This is a genomic window from Sinomonas sp. P10A9 (genome assembly GCF_041022165.1).
Lineage (GTDB): Bacteria > Actinomycetota > Actinomycetes > Actinomycetales > Micrococcaceae > Sinomonas > Sinomonas puerhi.
Genome location: NZ_CP163302.1, coordinates 3814438 through 3833309 on the forward strand (window position 1 = coordinate 3814438; position 18872 = coordinate 3833309).

17 protein-coding genes are annotated in these 18872 nt (G+C 70.0%); 11 read left to right on the forward strand and 6 right to left on the reverse strand.

Annotated features, from left to right (window positions below):
- Positions 1 to 27: 27 nt before the first annotated feature.
- Positions 28 to 1305, reverse strand: a complete 1278-nt coding sequence (locus AB5L97_RS17475; protein ID WP_369047469.1) for an MFS transporter — start codon at positions 1303 to 1305, stop codon at positions 28 to 30.
- A 121-nt stretch (positions 1306 to 1426) separates the two neighbouring features.
- On the opposite strand from AB5L97_RS17475, the gene AB5L97_RS17480 reads away from it, so the two are divergent.
- Together AB5L97_RS17480 and AB5L97_RS17485 are read left to right on the forward strand one after the other, a co-directional pair.
- On the forward strand, positions 1427 to 2083 hold the full coding sequence (locus AB5L97_RS17480; protein ID WP_369045624.1) for a GntR family transcriptional regulator: 657 nt from the start codon (positions 1427 to 1429) through the stop codon (positions 2081 to 2083).
- A gap of 50 nt (positions 2084 to 2133) precedes the next feature.
- Positions 2134 to 3840 carry an ABC1 kinase family protein gene (locus AB5L97_RS17485; protein WP_307956078.1) on the forward strand — a complete coding sequence of 569 codons (1707 nt, stop codon included), beginning with the start codon at positions 2134 to 2136 and terminating at the stop codon, positions 3838 to 3840.
- A 5-nt stretch (positions 3841 to 3845) separates the two neighbouring features.
- Here the strand turns inward: AB5L97_RS17485 and AB5L97_RS17490 are convergent, their stop codons facing one another.
- Entirely contained in the window at positions 3846 to 4253 is a 408-nt protein-coding gene (locus AB5L97_RS17490) for a DUF302 domain-containing protein (protein WP_307956079.1), read from the reverse strand.
- 145 nt (positions 4254 to 4398) lie between these two features.
- Between AB5L97_RS17490 and AB5L97_RS17495 the strand changes: the two genes are divergently transcribed.
- The gene (locus tag AB5L97_RS17495) at positions 4399 to 4653 is read left to right on the forward strand and encodes an SHOCT domain-containing protein (RefSeq protein WP_307956080.1); all 255 of its coding nucleotides are present in this window, start codon (positions 4399 to 4401) and stop codon (positions 4651 to 4653) included.
- A gap of 10 nt (positions 4654 to 4663) precedes the next feature.
- On the forward strand, positions 4664 to 5230 hold the full coding sequence (locus tag AB5L97_RS17500; protein ID WP_307956081.1) for a sulfocyanin-like copper-binding protein: 567 nt from the start codon (positions 4664 to 4666) through the stop codon (positions 5228 to 5230).
- Positions 5231 to 5281: 51 nt separating this feature from the next.
- On the opposite strand, the gene AB5L97_RS17505 is transcribed toward AB5L97_RS17500, so the two are convergent.
- From AB5L97_RS17505 to AB5L97_RS17515, 3 genes are all read right to left on the reverse strand, one after another.
- The gene (locus AB5L97_RS17505; RefSeq protein WP_423246864.1) at positions 5282 to 7363 is read right to left on the reverse strand and encodes a heavy metal translocating P-type ATPase; all 2082 of its coding nucleotides are present in this window, start codon (positions 7361 to 7363) and stop codon (positions 5282 to 5284) included.
- 269 nt (positions 7364 to 7632) lie between these two features.
- Positions 7633 to 8154, reverse strand: a complete 522-nt coding sequence (locus AB5L97_RS17510; protein WP_369045625.1) for an AAA family ATPase — start codon at positions 8152 to 8154, stop codon at positions 7633 to 7635.
- 10 nt (positions 8155 to 8164) lie between these two features.
- Positions 8165 to 9070, reverse strand: coding sequence for a PaaX family transcriptional regulator C-terminal domain-containing protein (locus AB5L97_RS17515; protein WP_369045626.1), 906 nt, complete (start codon positions 9068 to 9070; stop codon positions 8165 to 8167).
- A 77-nt stretch (positions 9071 to 9147) separates the two neighbouring features.
- Between AB5L97_RS17515 and AB5L97_RS17520 the strand changes: the two genes are divergently transcribed.
- The 6 genes from AB5L97_RS17520 to AB5L97_RS17545 all read left to right on the forward strand — a co-directional run bounded on the left by AB5L97_RS17520 (position 9148) and on the right by AB5L97_RS17545 (position 16656).
- Positions 9148 to 10536 carry an MFS transporter gene (locus AB5L97_RS17520; RefSeq protein ID WP_369045627.1) on the forward strand — a complete coding sequence of 463 codons (1389 nt, stop codon included), beginning with the start codon at positions 9148 to 9150 and terminating at the stop codon, positions 10534 to 10536.
- Between the two features lie 3 nt (positions 10537 to 10539).
- On the forward strand, positions 10540 to 12300 hold the full coding sequence (locus AB5L97_RS17525) for a CocE/NonD family hydrolase (RefSeq protein ID WP_369045628.1): 1761 nt from the start codon (positions 10540 to 10542) through the stop codon (positions 12298 to 12300).
- 19 nt (positions 12301 to 12319) lie between these two features.
- Positions 12320 to 12790: a DUF3237 domain-containing protein gene (locus tag AB5L97_RS17530; protein ID WP_369045629.1), complete on the forward strand. Its 471-nt coding sequence runs from the start codon at positions 12320 to 12322 to the stop codon at positions 12788 to 12790.
- Between the two features lie 207 nt (positions 12791 to 12997).
- On the forward strand, positions 12998 to 15124 hold the full coding sequence (gene malQ / locus AB5L97_RS17535; RefSeq protein WP_369045630.1) for a 4-alpha-glucanotransferase: 2127 nt from the start codon (positions 12998 to 13000) through the stop codon (positions 15122 to 15124).
- Between the two features lie 60 nt (positions 15125 to 15184).
- The gene (locus tag AB5L97_RS17540) at positions 15185 to 15547 is read left to right on the forward strand and encodes an ArsR/SmtB family transcription factor (protein WP_307956088.1); all 363 of its coding nucleotides are present in this window, start codon (positions 15185 to 15187) and stop codon (positions 15545 to 15547) included.
- On the forward strand, positions 15544 to 16656 hold the full coding sequence (locus tag AB5L97_RS17545; RefSeq protein ID WP_369045631.1) for a cation diffusion facilitator family transporter: 1113 nt from the start codon (positions 15544 to 15546) through the stop codon (positions 16654 to 16656). The genes AB5L97_RS17540 and AB5L97_RS17545 overlap by 4 nt, the downstream gene beginning before the upstream one ends.
- Before the next feature lie 125 nt (positions 16657 to 16781).
- Here the strand turns inward: AB5L97_RS17545 and AB5L97_RS17550 are convergent, their stop codons facing one another.
- A complete protein-coding gene (locus AB5L97_RS17550; protein ID WP_307956090.1) occupies positions 16782 to 17000 on the reverse strand; it encodes a hypothetical protein in 219 nt (72 codons plus the stop codon).
- Between the two features lie 239 nt (positions 17001 to 17239).
- Between AB5L97_RS17550 and AB5L97_RS17555 the strand changes: the two genes are divergently transcribed.
- Positions 17240 to 18706, forward strand: coding sequence for an amino acid permease (locus AB5L97_RS17555; RefSeq protein WP_369045632.1), 1467 nt, complete (start codon positions 17240 to 17242; stop codon positions 18704 to 18706).
- The last annotated feature ends 166 nt before the right edge of the window (positions 18707 to 18872 follow it).

The following is an 18872-nucleotide window of genomic DNA, read 5'->3' on the forward strand; positions in this document are numbered from 1 at the left end:
GGTCGCCCCCGCCTTGTGGGGTCACCTCTAGGCCACGCTGCGGATCCGCGTGACGAATACGGCCCCGAGGAGCCCGATCACCGCCGCCGCGACGTAGAGCGACACATAGCCCCCGAGGAACGCGACGAAGGGATACGCGATGGACGGGGCCACCACCTGTGCGAGGGAGTTGGCGATGTTGATGACGCCCAGGTCCTTGCCGGTGTCCTCCGCGCGCGGGAGCACTTGGGTGACAAGGGCGAAATCGACCGCCATATAGGCCCCGAAACCGATGCCCAGCACGGAAGCCGCGACGAGCGCGCCGGCCCAGGTGGGGACTACGGCGAGGATGAGTGACGCCGCGGCGATGATGCACGAGGAGATGATCACGAGGGGCTTGCGCTTGCCCATGTAGTCGCTGATCCTGCCGCCGATCACGCTCGTCGTAATGACCAGAACGGCGTAGATGCCCGTCAGGATGAGCACGCCGGTAGCAGGGGCGATTCCCGTCGTCTGTTCGAGGTGGACCCGGTCCGCCAGGAAGTAGATGAGGTAGAGCAGGATCATGTGGTTGCCGATGTTCACAAGCAGCTTCGTGATCCAGGCCCAGGCGAAGTCGGGGTAGCGGCGCGGGCTGATCCAGAACGAGGAAACGAACTTCCCGAGCGAGAAGGGCGCGAGTGATGAGCGCAGGATCGGGGCGTCATCTGCGCGAAGCAGATAGATGATGACGCCCAGGAGGAGCGCGGCAGCGCAGACGAGATAGCCGAGCGAGAAGTTGCCTGCGACGGCGGCCGCCACCACGGAGCCCAGCAGGATGCCTGCGGTCACGCCCATGGACGCGAGTCCGCCCACGGTGCCGCGCTGGGTCACGGGCACCTTGTCCGGGACAGCAGCGGTGATCGCGGCGTATGCGGAGTTGCAGCCCGCCTGCACGAGGCACCACATCGCCGTCATGAACGCCACGTTGGGCGCCCCAGCGAGCGCCACCAGGGCCAGGGCCCCGCCGACAGCCCCGAAAAGGACCCACGGGCGACGGCGCCCGAACCGACCCGGCGTGCGGTCCGAAAGCGCGCCGGCCAGCGGGTTGCTGAACACCGAAACGGCGGCTCCAGCGCCCGTCACGAGCGCGAACATAGCCTCTTTCTGCCCGGGCTCGAGGTATGCGGCCTGCTGGGCCAGGAGCACCTGGAGGGGTCCGAAGAACGCCACGTTGATGCCCACGTTGACGAGGACCACGCCAAGGATCCACGGTGACCGGACCGGGACGCCGGGCTCGGGGCGGAGGGCCGTCGCGGTGCGAGGCACGGTGGGGTGGTCGGGCACGGTCACAATGACCTCCGGCTGGGGGCGGAACTGGTGCTCTCAGATTACGACAGATCCAGGCCACCGCCACGTGCATTTCCCGCGCCCTGACACGGGTATCGTCGCTTGGGTGGAGAGCAAGGTGACAGCGCCCGATGAGGCCATGGCCGCGCAGGTCTATCAGCAGATCATCGCGACGATCGTCGCCGGGAAGCTGCAGCCTGGCCAGCGGCTGCGCGAGCGCGAGCTCTCGGAGCAGTACGGCGTGTCCCGCATTCCCGTCCGGGAGGCGATCCACCGGCTCGAGCAGGACGGGTTCGTGGTCACCGCTCCCCGCCGAGGCGCGGTGGTACGGCGGCTGACGCTCAACGACGTCGACGAACTGTTCGACCTGCGCGTGCTCCTCGAATCGTTTGCTGCTGCGCGGGCTGCAGAGCGCGTCGCGCAGGGCGTTGACGGCTCCGTGCTCACCGAGACCCTCGCCAGGGCGCGGAAGGCCCTCGAGGAGGGCGATTCTGCGACCACCGCCGAACTCAACTCGGCCTTCCACGACCAGATCGTCGCCCTGGCCGGAAATGCACTCCTCGAGCGCTCCATGCGGCCTCTTCGGGGCCTCAACCGCTGGATCTTCGGGCTTTCGGTCAACCGGCCCCTGGACGTCAGCGCCCACGAGCACGACGACCTCGCCGACGCGATCCTCACGGGCCGGTCCCAGCTTGCCGAGTCCCTCTCCGCGGCCCACGTCGAGGCTGGACGGAAACCGGTCACGGAGGGGCTCGCCAGAGTCCTGCTCGAGTAGCCGGCGACCGCCTTCGGGACACGGCCGCCCGCGCAACGTAGGCTCGTGGCATGGCGCCGAGCCCTTGGACCGCACACACACGTCGCTACCGCGAGATCGCCGACGTCCTCGCCCGCCACGGCCTCAGCCAGGTGCTGGAACGCGCCGGGTTCGCACGGTTCATCCCCCGAGGGCGCTCGGCCGCAGACGGCAAGGGAGCGCCGGGAGCCCCTATCGGAGGCCCGGTGCACGTGCGCCTCGCCCTCGAGGAGCTCGGACCCACCTTCATGAAGCTCGGGCAGATCCTCTCGACCCGTCCGGACCTCGTGCCCGAGGCGTACCAGCTGGAGCTCGCGAAGCTGCAGGACGCGGCGCCGCCGGTCCCCGCCGAGGCGATCCTCGGCGTCGTGCGCGAAGAGCTCGGCGAGGACGCACTCACGGCGTTCACCGAGTTCGACGACGCCCCGCTCGCGAGCGCGTCGATCGGCCAGGTGCACGGCGCCCGCCTCGCGGACGGCACCAAGGTCGTGGTCAAGGTCCGCAAGCCCGGGGCGGTCGAGAGGATCCGCGAAGACCTCGAGATCCTCCGCAATGTCGCCGCAACGGCAAGCCGCGCGTGGCCCGTGCTCGAGGACTACAACGTGGTGGGCCTCGTCGCGGAATTCTCACGGACGCTCACCAAGGAGCTCGACTACCTCGAGGAGGGGCGGAACGCCGAGCGCTTCGCCGCCAACTTCGCGGGCGACACCCGCTACCGCTTCCCGCGCGTCTTCTGGCACACGACGACGTCCCGTGTGCTCACCCTCGAGTTCATGGAGGGCATCAAGGTCAATGACGTCACGGCCCTGGACGCGGCAGGGATCGACCGCCGGGCCCTCGCGGACCATGCGGCCGGGGCGCTCGCGCAGATGATCTTCGAGGACGGCTTCTTCCACGCCGACCCGCACCCTGGGAACATGTTCGTCGAGCCGGACGGACGGATCTCGATCATCGACTTCGGCATGGTCGGAGAGATCAACGACGACCTGCGCGGCCAGCTCGGCCACCTGCTGATCGCCCTCGCCCGCAAGGACGCCCGCCGGCTCGCGCGCGCCCTCGAGTCGATGTCGCTCGGCGGGCCCGTCACCGACCGTGCCCGTCTGGCCGCGGACGTCGCCGAGTTCATCCAGCTCTACGACGGCGTGGACCTCGCCGACGTCAACGTGGCCCGCCTCGCGCAGAAGCTCCTGGGGGTAGTGCGGAACCACCGGCTGCTCATGCCGGCCGAGGCGGCGATCGTCATCAAGATGATGGTGATGGCCGAGGGGCTCGGCCGCGTCCTCGACCCCGGCTTCCGTCTGTCACGGGTCCTCGAACCCCATGTGCGCCGGCTCCTGCTCGAGCAGTACTCGCCAGCGGCGATCGTGCGCGGGCTCAAGGCCGCCGGACTCACCGCCCTGGATCTCGCCGCCGACGTCCCGGACCTCATCGACAGCCTGAACCGCGTCCTCGAGTCGGGGGGCTTCGAGGTCCACCTCCGCGCAGCCGAGCTCGAGCCGCTCGTGGCACGCGCCGAGCGGATCGGCAACAAGGTGCTCGCAGGAGTCATCGCGGCGGCGTTCATCCGCGGGGTCGGGGAGGTCGTCGCGTCCGACCGCCGCTGGCAGGGCCTGCGCGAGCCGCTCGTACGCACCGGCATGGCCGCGCTCGGCGGCCTGGGCGGCTACTTCGCGGTGACGGCACTGAGCCGCAGACGGCGCCCGCGCAGACTCCTGCCGCGCGGGCCCCTGTCACTGTGACGGGATCAGAGTGGCAGGGCCGCGAGAGCCGCGCGGAGGCGGGTGCCGGCGTCGTCCGCGACCTCCCGCACGTGCGCGCTCGAGCTGAGCTGCACCATGGTCTGGGGGTCGATCGCCTCGATGGTGGTCGACTCGGCGTCGGGGCCGCGGCGCACCACGACGTTGCACGGCAGGAGCGCGCCCATCTCAGGCTCGGCGGCGATCGCCCTGCTCGCGAGGTTCGGATTGCAGGCGCCGAGGATCACGTAGTCGCCTACGGAGTCGCCGGCCTCAGGGCCGAGTTTGGCGGTGAACGTCTTCCGGATGTCGATCTCGGTCAGGACGCCGAACCCCTGCTCGGCGAGGGCAGCCTTGATCGCGTCGATCGCCTCGGCGTAGGGAAGGGGAACCTGGGTGGTCAGGGTGTATGCCATGTGGCCCACGCTCTCAGCGCGGAGCCCTCGTTGGCAAGGGTCCCCCTGGTCCTGCGGCCGTGGAAGGGACTCGAGGAAGGGCACTAGGTCCCTGCCGGATCTGCGGTGCCGGGGAAGAGACTGGTTGCGTCGGAAGGGAACCGAGATGATGTACGGCTATGGTGGCGGCGGTATCTGGGGCTGGATCGTGATGGGGATCGTGATGCTCCTGTTCTGGGGCGGCGTCGTCGCGCTCGTGGTGGTCCTCGTCCGGGGTGTGAGAGGGAGATCGGGCGGCTACGGTGCCCCGTGGCCCGGCAACGATGATCCCGAGCACATCCTTGCCCAGCGGTTCGCCCGAGGCGAGATCGATGAGACCGAGTTCAACGCGCGCAGGGACGCGCTCAGGCGCAGGCAGTGACGGTGCGGCGGTGAACGGCTCGCCGAGCACCCGGACGATCGTCCTCTCGGTCGCCGCGGCGCTCGTGCTCACTGCGGCGTCACTGCTCGGCGTGGCCCTCCTGATGCCGGCGGGACCCTTCTCACTGCCGGGCTCTCCGGTGCAGGGAACGGCGTGCAGCGCGCCGAGCTTCGCCGGCCCCACGGTGAAAGTGACCCTGTCCGACATGGGCAGCATGCTGGGTGGCCCGAGGATGCGCGGCGGCATGCGTCTCTCCTCCGACAGGGCCTCGGTACCCAGCGGGAAAGTCTCGTTCGCCGTCACCAACGCCGGGAGCGTCCCCCACGAGCTCGTCATCCTGCCACTCCCCGCCGGCCAGGTCCCGGGCACGCGGTCCGTGGGGGCCGACGGCCGCGTCGACGAGACCGGGTCCGTGGGCGAGGCCTCGGCGAGCTGCGCCGAGGGTGCGGGAGAGGGGATCCTCCCCGGCGCGTCGTCGTGGGTGACCGTCGAGCTGAAGCCCGGCACGTACGAGCTGGTCTGCAACCTGCCGGGCCACTACTGGGCTGGCATGCACACCGTTCTCACCGCGAGGTGAGGCGCTGGCGGGGCCGCCCCACGCCGCGGTGTGGCCCGGCGGGGCATCGGTTCAATGGCCCTCGGCGACCTTGCGCGGGTCCAGATCGAGGCGGCGCAGCAGCTGTGCGTTGAGCGCCACGACGATCGTGGACAGCGACATGAGGATGGCGCCGGCGGCCGGCGAGAGCCTGACGCCAGCAAACGCCAGGACGCCCGCAGCCAGAGGCACCGTGATCACGTTGTAGCCGGTGGCCCACACGAGGTTCTGCCACATCTTGCGGTAGCTTGCCCGCGAGAGCTCCACGACCGAGACGACTGAGCGCGGGTCGTTTCCGGCGAGCACGACCCCGGCGGACTCGATCGCGACGTCCGTCCCGGCGCCGATCGCGATGCCCACGTCGGCACGGGCGAGGGCAGGGGCGTCGTTGACGCCGTCGCCGACCATGGCGACCTTGAGGCCGCGACGTTGGAGGTCGGCCACGCGTCGGTCCTTGTCCTGGGGCAGGACCTGGGCAAAGACCTCGTCGATGCCGAGGTCCGTGGCGACGGCGTCGGCGACCTGCTGGGCGTCGCCCGTGATCATCGCGACACGGATCCCGCGCTGCTGCAGGGCCTTCACGGCCGTCCGCGACTCCTCGCGGACCGAGTCCTCGAGCGCGAGGACGCCCACCACCTGAGCGTCGCGGATCACGTGGAGTACCGACGCGCCACGGGCCTTCCACCCGTCGACGGCGCGGGAGAGCTCGGACGGCGTATCGATCCCGAACTCGGCCAGCAGGGCGGGGCCACCGACCTGGACGAGCGTACCGTCGACCGTGGCCGCGACGCCGCGGCCTGCGCTGGACTGGAATCCCGTGGCACGGGGCACGGTGAGCCCGCGCCCGGCGGCAGCACGGACGATGGCCCGTGCCACCGGGTGCTCGCTTTCCAGTTCTACGGCCGCCGCGAGGGCGAGGAGGTCCTGCTCGTCGCCACCGCGTGCGGCAGCGACGTCGAAGAGCTCCGGCGCTCCCTTGGTCAGGGTTCCGGTCTTGTCGAACAGCACCACGCCGACCGTGCGCATGCGCTCGAGCGAGAGGCGGTCCTTGACCAGGACGCCGCCCTTCGCCGCGCGCTCGGTCGAGATGGCGATGACGAGCGGGATGGCGAGGCCGAGGGCATGCGGGCACGCGATCACCAGGACCGTGACGGTAGCCGTGACCGCCGTCGGGAGGTCGCCGAGGAGGGTCCATGCAACGAAAGTGAGGACACCCGCGCCCGTCGCGAAGTAGAAGAGGAACGCCGCCGCCCGGTCAGCGAGCGCCTGGGCGCGGGAGGAGGAGGCCTGCGCGTCGGCGACCATGCGCTGGATGCCGGCGAGCGCCGTCGACTCCCCGACTGCCTCGACGCGGACGCGCACGCTCGTGTCGGTCGCGACGGTTCCGGCGACGACGGCGCTGCCCGGCCCACGGGTGACGGTCTTGGACTCGCCAGTGATCATCGACTCATCGAGCTCGGCGGTGCCCTCCTCGATGCGGCCGTCCGCGGGGAGGCGCCCGCCGGCGCGGACGAGGACGAGGTCGCCGGGGGCGAGGTCGGCGGCAGGGACGGTCTCAGTGCCGCCGTCCTCCGCAACGCGCTCCGCCTCGTCCGGCAGGAGCGCCGCGAGTGCGGCGAGCGCACCCTGCGATGCGCCGAGCGCACGCATCTCGAGCCAGTGCCCCAGCAGCATGATGGTCACGAGGAGGGCGAGCTCCCACCAGAAATCCAGGTCGAACCCGCCGATGCGCAGGCTCGTGGCCCACGAGGCCGCGAACGCGACCGTGATCGCCATTCCGATCAGCAGCATCATCCCGGGCTGTCGCGCCTTCAGCTCGCCGACGCCGCCCTTGAGGAAGGGCATTCCGCCGTAGAAGAAGATCGCCGTGCCGAGCACGGGACCGATCCACTCGCTCCCCCGGAACGTGGGCGGCATCGCGCCGAACAGGTGCCAGAACATCGGGCTGAAGATCACGACGACGAGGGAGAGCCCCAGCGTGAGCCAGAACCTGTCGCGGAACATGGCCACCGAGTGGCCCATGTGCTCCCCATGGGTGTGGACCGCGTGGGGGTCGCCGTGGCCTGCGTGGAGCTGGGCCGTCATGTCGTGCGAAGCCATGTCGCGGGAGGCCATGTCGTGACCAGCGCGCGCGTCGTGGGACCTGGTCACGACGCGGCCCTCCGGGTCAGGGCCATGCACCTCGCCCGCGGCACGCTCCGTCTCGGGCGCCTCGCTCTCGTGCATGTGGTGGCTGTGCTCGTTCACCTTCGGTACCCGTTCCTTTCCCAGTGCGGATGAGTTCGGGCTGTGGGGCGATCGACGGTGGCGGCTGGCGGACCGTGTGCATCGCTGGCAGCACTTCGAACATACCCCTAGGGGGTATGTTTCGCAAGGTGGCGCGTCTACAGTCTCGCCAGGATGTAGTCGACGCGGGCGGAGGCCTCGAGGGGCGGGACCTTCACCACGGGGAATGGCAGGGCCATGTAGACGTCGGTGATGAGCTCGTGGATCTGCTGCTGCGCCGCGGCGTCCTCGGTCCGCGCGTAGTCGTTGACCATGGGGAGGAGATCGAGCACGAACACCTTCCGATAGTTGACGCGCTCGAGCGCCTGAAGGAGCGCGGGCTCCGGCTCGAGGTGGAGGAACCGGTAGTAGGCGAGCGAGTCGGGGATGGCCCGGTCGAGGAAGACCATCTGCTCCGGATCGAGGCGCCCCTCCTGCTCGATCTCGATCGCGAGCACGTTGCGCTGGAACTCCGCCTGGCGCGCGCGGATCTCCTCGACGGTGCGCCCACCGAGCCGCTGGAGGTCGATGTAGTGCCTCGCATCCTCGATGGTGGTCGCATAGCCGCGCTCCTTGAGCAGGTTGACCGTGGTCGTCTTGCCCGAGCTGGGCCCTCCGGTGATGACGTACCAGTTCGTCACGACGCGGCCCTCACAGCATCGCGGGAACGACGACACCGGCCAACGCTTCGGGGGCAGACTCGCCGAGGACCGTGCGGACATGGCGCTCCACGAGGGGCGCCGTCGCCTCGAAGATGGCCACGAACGACTCCCGGGCGCGCAGGAGCGGCCAGTCGTCGGGGAGGAGCTCGTACGGCATCCCCGGATCGTCCCAGGGGAAGGCACGCCACTCGTCCAGGACCTCGATCCGCAGACGGAACCCCTCCGCCGGCCCGACGGCCCCGGCGCGCATCCGCTCGAGGGCCGCCTCGTTCGCATCAGCGAACTCGGCGTAGCGCCGGGGCGGCTCGGCGGTGTCGACGATGGCCGGGCGCCGGCCCTCGAACCCCCCGTCCTCGACGCGGAACGCCATGTAGTCCTCGACCCCGTACCCCTGGGCGACCTCCCGCACCTGGTCCATCCGGTCGCGCGGCGAGAACCAGAGCGCGCCGTAGACGGGGGCGAACCCGAGCCACTTGAGGCGCGCCCGGAATGCCTCGCGGATCTCGCGCTCCGACTCGGGGACCGAGAAGGCCACCGCGGTCCAGAACCGATCCCATGGGATCCCGGGGTCCCCGAATTGGCCCACCTGACGGGCACCGATGACGAGCCTGGCGCGTGCCTCCGCGGTGAAGCGGTACCGCGAAGCCCGCCCCCCGCCGTCGTTCTCGAGGACTCCCCGCGCAGCAAGCCGACTCAGGGCAGTCGTGACGGCGGAACGGCTGAGCCCCACATCCCCGGCGAGCCGGACGATCGCCCGGGTGGGGAGCCACAGGTCAGTGCTCCGCCAGAACTCGCCGAGCAGGGTCACGAGGAGGTGCTGGCTCGTGCCCCCGCGCTGGGGCCGGGGGAAGTCGACGATGGCGGCGCCAGCCCGCCCCTGTCCGTCATAGCGCACCCCTCCATCCTCCCAGTCAGGAAGAAACTTTGCAGTTTTATTGACGCTCGCGTGTTTTAACGCAACGATTGGTATTGGTGACGCGCACCACATTCCCTGACACCGTCGTCCTCCAGGAGACCCGCATGACCGCCGGCCCCACCTCCGCAGCCAGCGCCGTGGCTGCCCACGCCCCAGGGCAGCACGCACGCAAGGCCGCCATGGCGAGCTTCGCCGGAAGCACGCTCGAGTACTACGACTTCTTCATCTACGGCTCGGCCTCAGCCCTGATCTTCAACAAGATCTTCTTTCCGGGCATCGACCCGCTCCTCGGCCAGTTCCTCTCGATGGCCACCCTCGGCATCGGCTACGTGGTCCGTCCTCTCGCCGCGGGGTTCATCGGCCACTTCGGCGACCGGATCGGCCGGAAGCAGATGCTCGTCTTCACCCTCGTCTCGATGGGCCTCGCGACGTTCCTCATCGGCTGCCTTCCGCCCACGGCCGCGATCGGGGCCGCCGCGCCGATCCTGCTCGTGCTCCTGCGCGTGGTCCAGGGCATCTCGGCAGCCGGCGAATCAGTTGGCGCCGTCACGCTCTCCCTCGAGCATGCCCCTTCGGGCCGGCGCGCGTTCTTCGCAAGCTGGGTCAACACGGGCGCCGCGGCGGGCATCATGCTGGCCTCGCTGGCCTTCCTGCTCGTCTCGCTCATGCCGCAGGCCGACCTCGTCGCGTGGGGATGGCGTCTTCCGTTCCTCGCGAGCATCGGCGTCGCCGTGGCCGGCTTCGTGATCCGCCGCCGCCTTCCGGAGGCCGAGCTGTTCGAGGAGGCGCGCGGCGCAGAGAAATCCCACGAGCTTCCGCTCAAGGTCGTGCTGCGGGACTACTGGCCCACGGTGATCAAGGTCGTCATCTTCGGGGTGTGGGCCGTCGTGTCCACGATCGTCTCGGCCTTCAGCCTCTCCTACGCCACGAACAACCACCTCGTCTCGAGCAGCATCATGCTCGCAGCCACGATCGTCACCGCAGCCCTCGCCCTCGTGGCCCAGCCGCTCTTCGGGATCCTCGCTGACCGGATCGGCCGCAAGCCCGTCTTCATCACCGGCAACGTGATCTGCGCGGCGTCGATCTTCGCGTACTTCTGGTCCATCTCGCAGGGGAGCGTGCCGCTCGTCTTCGCCACCCAGATCGTCGTCATGGTGGTCGGCTACGGCATGGTGAACCCGCTCGGCCCCGCCATCGTCGCCGAGATGTTCCCCACCCGGATCCGTTACTCCGGCGCCGCCGTCTCGTCCCAGCTCGGCCTCATCGTGACCGGCTTCGCGCCCACGATCGCCGCCGCCGTCGTGCGTCCGGGCCCTGACGGATGGGTGCCGGTGGCCGTCTTCACCGCCATCTGCTGCGGCATCTCGGCGCTCGTCACCCTCGTCTGGGTCCGCGAGACCTACAGGGTCGACACCCACGAGCTCGGCGCCCGGACTGGGGGCTGAACCGTGGCCTGCAGCATCCTCATCGAGAACGACGTCGAAACCCTGCTCAGCGACGGCACCATCCTCCGCTCCACCGTCTACCGGCCCGTGGCCGAGGGCGAGCGCTTCCCTGTGCTGATGACGCGGACGCCGTACGGGCGGGACCTGTCCGTCAACTCTGCCTACTTCAACCCGGCTACGGTCGCCGCCGCGGGCTTCGTGGTGATCCTCCAGGACGTGCGGGGCCGGTTCGGCTCGGACGGCGAGTTCCGTCCGGGCGAGCAGGAGGCGGACGACGGCGCCGAGGCCGTCGAGTGGGCAGCCCGCCTCCCGTACTCCTCGGGCAGGGTGGGCATGTGGGGCCGCTCGTACTTCGGCGAGTCGCAGTGGCGAGCCGCCCGGCGCGCCCCGCACGGCCTCGGAGCCCTTGCGCCGGGGGTCTGCGCTGCCGGCAATGCGGACAACGGAGCGCTCTTCCGGGGCGGGGCGTTCGAGCTCGGCTCGCGGCTGAGCTGGGGACACGGCTCGATCTCCCTCGACACCATCCGCCGCGAGTTCGCCGGCGACCCCGAGCGCCTGCGCCTCGAGCTGGAGGCTTGGCGCGAGCTGGACGCCTCGTTCGCCGACGGCACGGCCTACCGCACGCTCCCGCTCACCGACCTCAAGTCCCGCGCGGGCACGTTCATGGAGTCGCACATCATCCCCTCGACCGGTGCCGATCCGGGCGGGGAGGCGTCGGCGGCCTGGGACTGGCCCGTCTCCGAGCCCGTCCCGCTGCCCACACTCCACATCGGCGGGTGGTTCGACATCTTCCTGCCCAACACCCTCGGCCAGTACCGGCTCCAGCTCGAGGCGTCCCGTCAGGACCCTGCCGTCCCGCGGCCGCGCCTCATCATCGGGCCCTGGAGCCACGCGAGCTTCACGGCGTTGTTTCCCGACACGGCGTTCGCGGGTGCCTCGTCCGCGGCCGTCGGCGCCTACGGGGACCTCTCCTCCATCCACGCGGAGTGGTTCCGCCACGCGCTCGCGGACGGCCCCGAGCCCGCCATGCCGCCGGTGCTCGTGTACGTCATGGGCGAGGACCGGTGGCAAGGGTTCGACGAGCTGCCCGAGCCCTCCCAGCGGCGCGAGCTGTTCCTCTCCTCGGCCGGTGCCCTCGGTGAGGCGCCCGGCGTGGAGGCATCGGCGTCGTACAGCTACGATCCGCTCGACCCGGTCCCCTCGACCGGCGGCTCGACGATGCACCTCGGTGCGGACTTCCCGGGCCCGGCCGAGCAGTCCGCCGTCGAGGCCCGCGACGACGTCCTGACCTTCACTGGCGAGCCCCTCGGGGAGGCACTCACCGTCTTCGGCGACGTGACAGCGCACCTGTACGCGTCGTCGTCGGCCGTCGATACGGATTTCGTGGTGCGGCTGTGCCGCGTCACTCCGGACGGCCGCTCGGTGGCCCTCGCGGACGGGATCGTGCGCGCCTCATGGCGGGACGCGTGCGCGCACGACGGCGTCTTCCGGGCCGGGATGCCGCGGCGTCCCCTCACGCCGGGAGCAGTCGAGGAGTACACGGTCAGCCTGTGGTCCACCGCGTGCACGTTCGCCGCCGGCGACAGGATCCGCATCCAGGTCACGTCGAGCTGCCACCCCCGGTGGGACAGGAACCTCAACACGGGGGCGAGGGCCTTCGACTCGTCCGACACCGTGGTGGCACACCAGCGGCTCCACCTCGGGGCCGGGGCGCCGAGCCGGATCACGTTCGGGGTCCTTGAACGGCGGGGAGAACTTGCATGACGCAGGTACTGTCCTAGCCATGGCCCAGACACCACAGCCGCCCGCGCTCGAGTACGTCGGAACCCTCTCTGTCCTCATCGCCGAACCGATCGATGTGGGCCCCACGCCCGAGGGGCACCGGAGGATCATCCCGATCACGGGCGGCACCGTGTCCGGCCCACGGCTCAGCGGGCGAGTGCTCCCGGGAGGCGCCGACTTCCAGATCCTGCACACCCCGGAGCTCTCGCAGCTCGAGGCGCGCTACGCGATCGAGACGGAGGACGGCGCCATCGTCTCCGTGGACAACGCCGCGATCCGCGCCGGCTCCGCCGAGGCGCTGGGCCGGATAGCGCGCGGCGAGCCGGTGGATCCGGCCGAGGTCTACTTCCGGTGTGCGCCCCGGCTGAGGAGCTCGGCCCCGCGATGGGACTGGGTCAACCGGACGCTCTTCGTGGGAACCGGCGAGCGGTATCCCGACCGCGTCGTCGTCCACGCCTTCGCCGTCGCCTAGTAGCTTCGGCCTCGACCGCCGGCGATTTCCTCGTGCTCGAGGGCGAGGGCCCCATGGCCCGCTGCGACTGCCCGAACTCCCGATCCGGTCACGGGCGGTCGCCCCGCCGCACTGAGTCGCCCCGCCGCGCTGACGGGCCCCACGGGGGCACCCGCCGTCGGCGAGCCGCGATGTTGCAGTCCGAGCCAGCCCGCATAGGGTGAAGGCATGGCGGATGCAGACGATCTCCTGCGCGAATTGGCCGGTCGGCACGGTGTGGCGACGTCGTTCTGGGGCTGGGGCGGGGCCCTGAAGGAAGTGTCGCCACAGACCCTGAGGTCCGTGCTCGGCGCGCTCGGCGTGCCTGCGGGGTCCCCCGAGGAGATGCGCGCCGCGCTCGAGGACGCCGACCTCGCCGCATGGCGCCGCATCCTCCCTCCGACCACGGTGGCCCGCGAGGGCCACGACACCACGGTGCTCGCACACATTCCCCACGGGAGCGCGGTCTCGGTCTGGGTGACGGCGGAGGACGGCACCGAATATCCTGCCCTGCAGGTCGAGAACTGGGACGAGCCGAGGACGGTCGACGGCGTCCTCACCGGTCGCGCTGCCTTCCTCCTTCCCGAGGGCCTCCCCCTCGGCTGGCACACCCTCCACGCCCAGAACGAGGGAGGCACCGCCGAGGCCACCCTCGTGGTCACGCCAGACCGGCTCACCACGACAGACCGCCTCGCGGACCGGCAGCGATGGGGCCTCATGGGCCAGCTCTACTCGGTGCGGTCGTCCCGCTCGTGGGGCGTCGGTGACTTCGCGGACCTCGGCGACCTCGCCGCCATTGGAGCGGCCGAGGGCGCGAGCTTCGTCCTCGTCAACCCGTTGCACGCGGCCGAGCCGGCACCGCCCATCGAGGATTCCCCCTACCTGCCCACCACCCGGCGGTTCGTCAACCCGCTCTATCTCCGGGTCGAGGACATCCCCGACTATGCCTATCTCACCGGGGAGGACCGCGCGGAGGTCGAGGCACTGGCGGGCGAGTTCGCGGCGTCGAACGCCTCAGCAGACCTCCTGGACCGCAACGCCTCCTACACCGCCAAGCTCGAGGCCCTCGACATGATCTGGCGGGTTCCCCGGAGCCGCGCACGCGAGGACGCGTACCGCCGGTTCTGCGACGGCGCTGGGCCGGGCCTGGACGACTTCGCGCTCTGGTGCGCGCTCGCCGAGCGGCCCGACGGACCCGGTCTGCACGAGGAGGCGTGGCCTCCGCCAGCCAGCGCGAGGGCGGACCTCCTCCGGGAGCAGCTCGCGGACCGGATCGACTTCCACCGCTGGCTCCAGTGGGTCAGCGACGAGCAGCTCGACGCGGCCCAGCGCACCGCGCGGGCGGCCGGCATGGAGATCGGCCTGCTGCACGACCTCGCCGTGGGTGTGCGGCCGGACGGCGCCGACGCATGGGTGCTGGCGGACGTCCTGGCCCGCGGCGTGGCGGTCGGGGCGCCGCCGGACATGTACAACCAGCAGGGGCAGAACTGGAGCCAGCCGCCCTGGCACCCCGTGCGTCTGGCCGAGTCGGGCTACGCGGCGTACCGGGACATGCTGCGCACCATCCTCCGGCACGCCGGAGGGATCCGCGTGGACCACGTCCTCGGGCTCTTCCGCCTCTGGTGGGTCCCGGAGGGCGCACTGCCCGGTGATGGCGCGTACGTCCACTACGACCACGAGGCGCTCGTGGGCATCCTCGCGCTCGAGGCCCAGCGCGCCGGCGCGATCGTGATCGGCGAGGATCTGGGCGTCTTCGAGCCGTGGGTGCGGGACTACCTGGCCGAGCGGGGGATCTTCGGCACCTCGATCCTGTGGTTCGAGTACGACGGCGAGCGCCCCCTCCCGCCGGAGAAGTACAGGCAGGCGTGCCTCACGAGCGTGAACACCCATGACCTCCCGCCGACCGCGGGCTACCTCGCAGGCGAGCACGTGCGGCTCCGCGAAACACTGGGACTGCTCGAGCGCTCCGTCGAGGAGGAGCTCGCCGCCGCCGAGGCCGAGATCGACGGCGTCCTCGGGCTCCTCCGCGAGCGCGGACTGCTCCCAGCGGAGGTCAGCCTCGCCGACGAGCAGCGCGTCATCGAGGCGCTGTACGAGCTGACAGCGCTCACGCCCTCGTCCCTGCTCGGCGTCGCGCTCGTGGATGCGGTCGGCGACAGGCGCACGCAGAACCAGCCCGGCACCTACCTCGAGCATCCGAACTGGCGCATTCCCCTCACGGGCGCCGATGGCAACGGCATCCTCCTCGACGACCTGCACCGCAATCCGCGCTTCGCCTCACTCCTCGCGGTGATGCGCAGCGCGGTGGACGGCTAAGGGCACCCGACCGGCTCCGGTCCGCGGGATTCCGCCCGCGTTCCGTGAAATAATCTGCGTATGAATGCAGATAAGAAGGTGTGCGGACTCGACGTCGACAGCGGGTACGTCGAGCTCGCCGTCGAGATCTTCTCGATGCTCGCAGACGCGACGCGCATCCGGATCGTCCTCGCCCTGCGCGAGGGCGAACGCAGCGTGAACGACCTCGCCGAGGCCGTGGGCAAGTCCCCCGCCGCCGTCTCGCAGCACCTCGCGAAGATGCGCCTCGCACGGATCGTCTCGACGCGGCAGGAAGGCACGCGAGTCTTCTACCGACTCGAGAACGAGCACGCGAGCACGCTCGTCTCGGACGCGATCTTCCAGGCCGAGCACGCCCTCGACGCCCACCCCCGCCACCACCACACAGAGAGGGCGGGAGCATGAGCGCGCCGCACGACCACACCCACACCCCTGCGGGCCATCCCGCGCACGACGACGCAGAGCACGCCGCGCGGGACGCCCACCACGGTGACGAGCACGCGCACGATCACGGACACGACCACTCGCACGATCACGATCACGATCACGGACACAACCACTCGCACGATCACGATCACGGTCATGGCTTCCTCGGCGCGCTGAAGGAGTTCTTCGTCCCCCACACCCACGATTCCTCGGACTCGATCGACGACGCACTCGAGGCCAGCTCGGAGGGCGTGCGCGCACTCAAGATCAGCCTGTTCGTGCTCCTGGGCACCACGGTGCTCCAGTTCGCCGTCGTGCTCGTCAGCGGGTCGGTCGCGCTCCTGGCGGACACGGTCCACAACTTCTCCGACGCCCTGACCGCGCTCCCCCTGTGGGTCGCGTTCCTCTTGGCCCGCCGCCCGGCCACGAGGCGCTACACGTACGGGCTCGGCAAGGCCGAGGACCTCGCGGGGCTCTTCATCATCGTGGTCGTGGCGCTCTCGGCGGTCGTCGCGGCGTGGCAGTCGGTCGACCGCATCATCCACCCCCAGCCCCTCGAGAACCTGTGGTGGGTCATGGCGGCCGGGGTCGTCGGCTTCGCGGGCAACGAGGCCGTCGCGGCCTACCGGATCAACGTGGGACGCCGCATCGGCTCGGCGGCCCTCGTCGCGGACGGAATCCACGCGCGGACGGACGGCTTCACGTCCCTCGCGGTGGTTGTCGGCGCTGCGGGCGTCATGCTCGGGTTCCCGCTCGCGGACCCCATCATCGGCCTGCTCATCAGCGCCGCGATCTTCGTCCTGCTGTGGGGGACGGTCAAGAGCCTGGGCCAGCGGCTGCTCGACGGCGTGGACCCCGAGCTGGTGCACCGCGCCGAGCACGCGCTCGAGCACACGCCCGGCGTCACGGGGATCGAGCGCGTCCAGCTCCGCTGGATCGGGCACCGCCTCCACGGCTCGGCAACCGTCCGGGTCGGTGCGGCGACCACGGTGGCGAGCGCCGACGTCGTGCGCGGCGACGCGGCGCACCGGCTAGCCCACGCGCTGCCGAACGTCGAGGAGATCACTGTCACGACGACTGCGGGCTGACCGGGCCCGAGCCTCGGGCCACCGCGAGGACGACGACGGCGCGCGGCGCCTTCCGTGGGGAAGGCACCGCGCGCCGTCGTGCTTCGCCCGCTTCCGGGCGTGGCCAGTTCAGGCCCGCGCCCGGTTCAGGCGCAGCGCTCCTGCGTGATCCCGTAGGGGACGCTGTCGTCGAGGGCGACGGTGTACTCGCCTGCCGCCTCGCGGGTCACGAGGATGCCGCAGCATGGGCTCGTGGCGGCGCGCTTCTGGAGCGTTCCGATCGCGCTTCCGAGCGCGGAATCGAGCTCGTGGGCGGCGCCGACAACAACGGTGAGTGAATCGTGGGCATGACTGCCGCTGGACATGAGACCTCCTAGCCTCCGAAGAGTGACAGTAAAGCGTACGCAGTCAACGAAACGTCCAACAAATGCACGAACCCCCTCCCAAGTCCGATCAAGCCTTGATCGATACGACATTTGTCGCATCATCGGTGTGATCATTCGGACACTCTGTATGGCAAGGGCCACACAGGTCGCGCTGTAGGCTAGAGACGCCCCTGTTAGAGGGATCACATTGAAGGCATTACTGCGAAGGTCTGCGCATTATGACAACGCCCAACTCATCCCGGATCCCGTCTGGCTCAGTGTCGAGCCACGTTGAGGAACCGCACCTCGCCCGCGGTCTCTCGAACCGCCACATCCAGCTGCTCGCAATCGGCGGCGCCATCGGCACCGGCCTGTTCATGGGTTCCGGCAAGACCATCTCGGTGGCCGGCCCGTCCGTGATCTTCGTCTACATGATCATCGGCTTCATGCTGTTCTTCGTCATGAGGGCCATGGGCGAGCTGCTCCTGAGCAACCTCAACTACAAGTCCTTCTCCGACTTCGCCGGCGACCTCCTCGGCCCGTGGGCCAGCTTCTTCACCGGGTGGACCTACTGGTTCTGCTGGGTCGTCACGGGTGTCGCGGATGTCGTCGCGATCGCCGGCTACGCGAACGAGCTGTGGCCAGGCATCCCGGTGTGGGTTCCCGGCATCGCCACCATCGTCGTCCTCCTCGCCCTCAACCTGCCCACGGTCAAGGCCTTCGGCGAGGTCGAGTTCTGGTTCGCGCTCATCAAGATCGTCGCCATTGTGGCCCTCATCGCTACGGGCCTCTTCATGATCTTCTCGGGCTTCACCTCGAACGCGGGCACCGCTTCCTTCAGCAACATGTGGGACCACGGCGGATTCTTCCCGAAGGAGTTCATGGGCTTCGTCGCGGGCTTCCAGATCGCGGTCTTCGCCTTCACTGGCATTGAGCTCGTCGGCACCGCCGCCGCCGAGACCAAGAGCCCCGAGAAGAACCTCCCGATGGCCATCAACGCCATCCCCGTCCGCGTGGGCCTGTTCTACGTCGGCGCGCTCGTGATCCTCATGTCGGTCACCCCCTGGATGGAGTTCAAGGCGGGCCACTCGCCCTTCATCGGCATGTTCTCCCTCGCAGGGCTCGGTGCCGCCGCGACGATTGTGAACCTCGTGGTCCTCACCTCCGCCATGTCGAGCGCCAACTCAGGCATCTACTCGACCTCGCGCATGGTCTTCGGCCTCGCCCAGGAGGGCGACGCACCAGCACTGTTCGGCAAGCTCTCCAAGCGCAAGGTGCCGCAGAACGCCCTCTTCCTCTCGGGCGTGCTCCTCCTCTCGAGCCTCGTTCTCCTCTACTCGGGCAAGGACATCGGCGAGGCCTTCGACATGGTCACCACCGTCTCCGCCGTGTGCTTCATGTTCGTCTGGTCGATGATCCTGGTCAGCTACCTCGCGTTCCTCAAGCGCCGCCCCGAGCTTCACGCGGCCTCGAAGTACAAGATGCCCGGTGGGCGCGTGATGGTGTGGATCGTGTTCGCGTTCTTCGCGTTCCTCGTCTGGGCGCTGACCACCCAGCCGGACACGTTCACCGCCCTCCTCGTGACCCCGCTCTGGTTCATCGTCCTGGGCGTGGCCTGGCAGTTCGTCAAGAAGTCGCCGGTCCATCAGGCCCGGATCGTCAACCACCACGAGACCCTCGCCGAGGAGGCCAAGGTCACGGTCTGACCGTTTCACCCCGCCCGTTTCCGGGGCGGGTCCCGCGGCCCAGGCCATTGCGGGTGCGCACGACGGCGGGTGGCCGGCTCACGCGAGCCGGTCACCCGTCGTCGTGCTTAAGCCGGCCCATCCCGCAGTGCGTGCGTCAGGCGCGCCTCGTTGGGCCGCATCCCTT

Excerpts from the sequence above, each read along its gene's own strand:
- AB5L97_RS17545 (WP_369045631.1), top strand. The coding sequence starts at position 15,544 with ATGAGCGCGCCGCACGACCACACCCACACCCCTGCGGGCCATCCCGCG.
- AB5L97_RS17485 (WP_307956078.1), top strand. The coding sequence starts at position 2,134 with ATGGCGCCGAGCCCTTGGACCGCACACACACGTCGCTACCGCGAGATC.
- AB5L97_RS17495 (WP_307956080.1), top strand. The coding sequence starts at position 4,399 with ATGATGTACGGCTATGGTGGCGGCGGTATCTGGGGCTGGATCGTGATG.
- AB5L97_RS17540 (WP_307956088.1), top strand. The coding sequence starts at position 15,185 with ATGAATGCAGATAAGAAGGTGTGCGGACTCGACGTCGACAGCGGGTAC.
- AB5L97_RS17555 (WP_369045632.1), top strand. The coding sequence starts at position 17,240 with ATGACAACGCCCAACTCATCCCGGATCCCGTCTGGCTCAGTGTCGAGC.
- AB5L97_RS17550 (WP_307956090.1), bottom strand. The coding sequence starts at position 17,000 with ATGTCCAGCGGCAGTCATGCCCACGATTCACTCACCGTTGTTGTCGGC.
- malQ (WP_369045630.1), top strand. The coding sequence starts at position 12,998 with ATGGCGGATGCAGACGATCTCCTGCGCGAATTGGCCGGTCGGCACGGT.
- AB5L97_RS17505 (WP_423246864.1), bottom strand. The coding sequence starts at position 7,363 with ATGGCCTCCCGCGACATGGCTTCGCACGACATGACGGCCCAGCTCCAC.
- AB5L97_RS17490 (WP_307956079.1), bottom strand. The coding sequence starts at position 4,253 with ATGGCATACACCCTGACCACCCAGGTTCCCCTTCCCTACGCCGAGGCG.
- AB5L97_RS17530 (WP_369045629.1), top strand. The coding sequence starts at position 12,320 with ATGGCCCAGACACCACAGCCGCCCGCGCTCGAGTACGTCGGAACCCTC.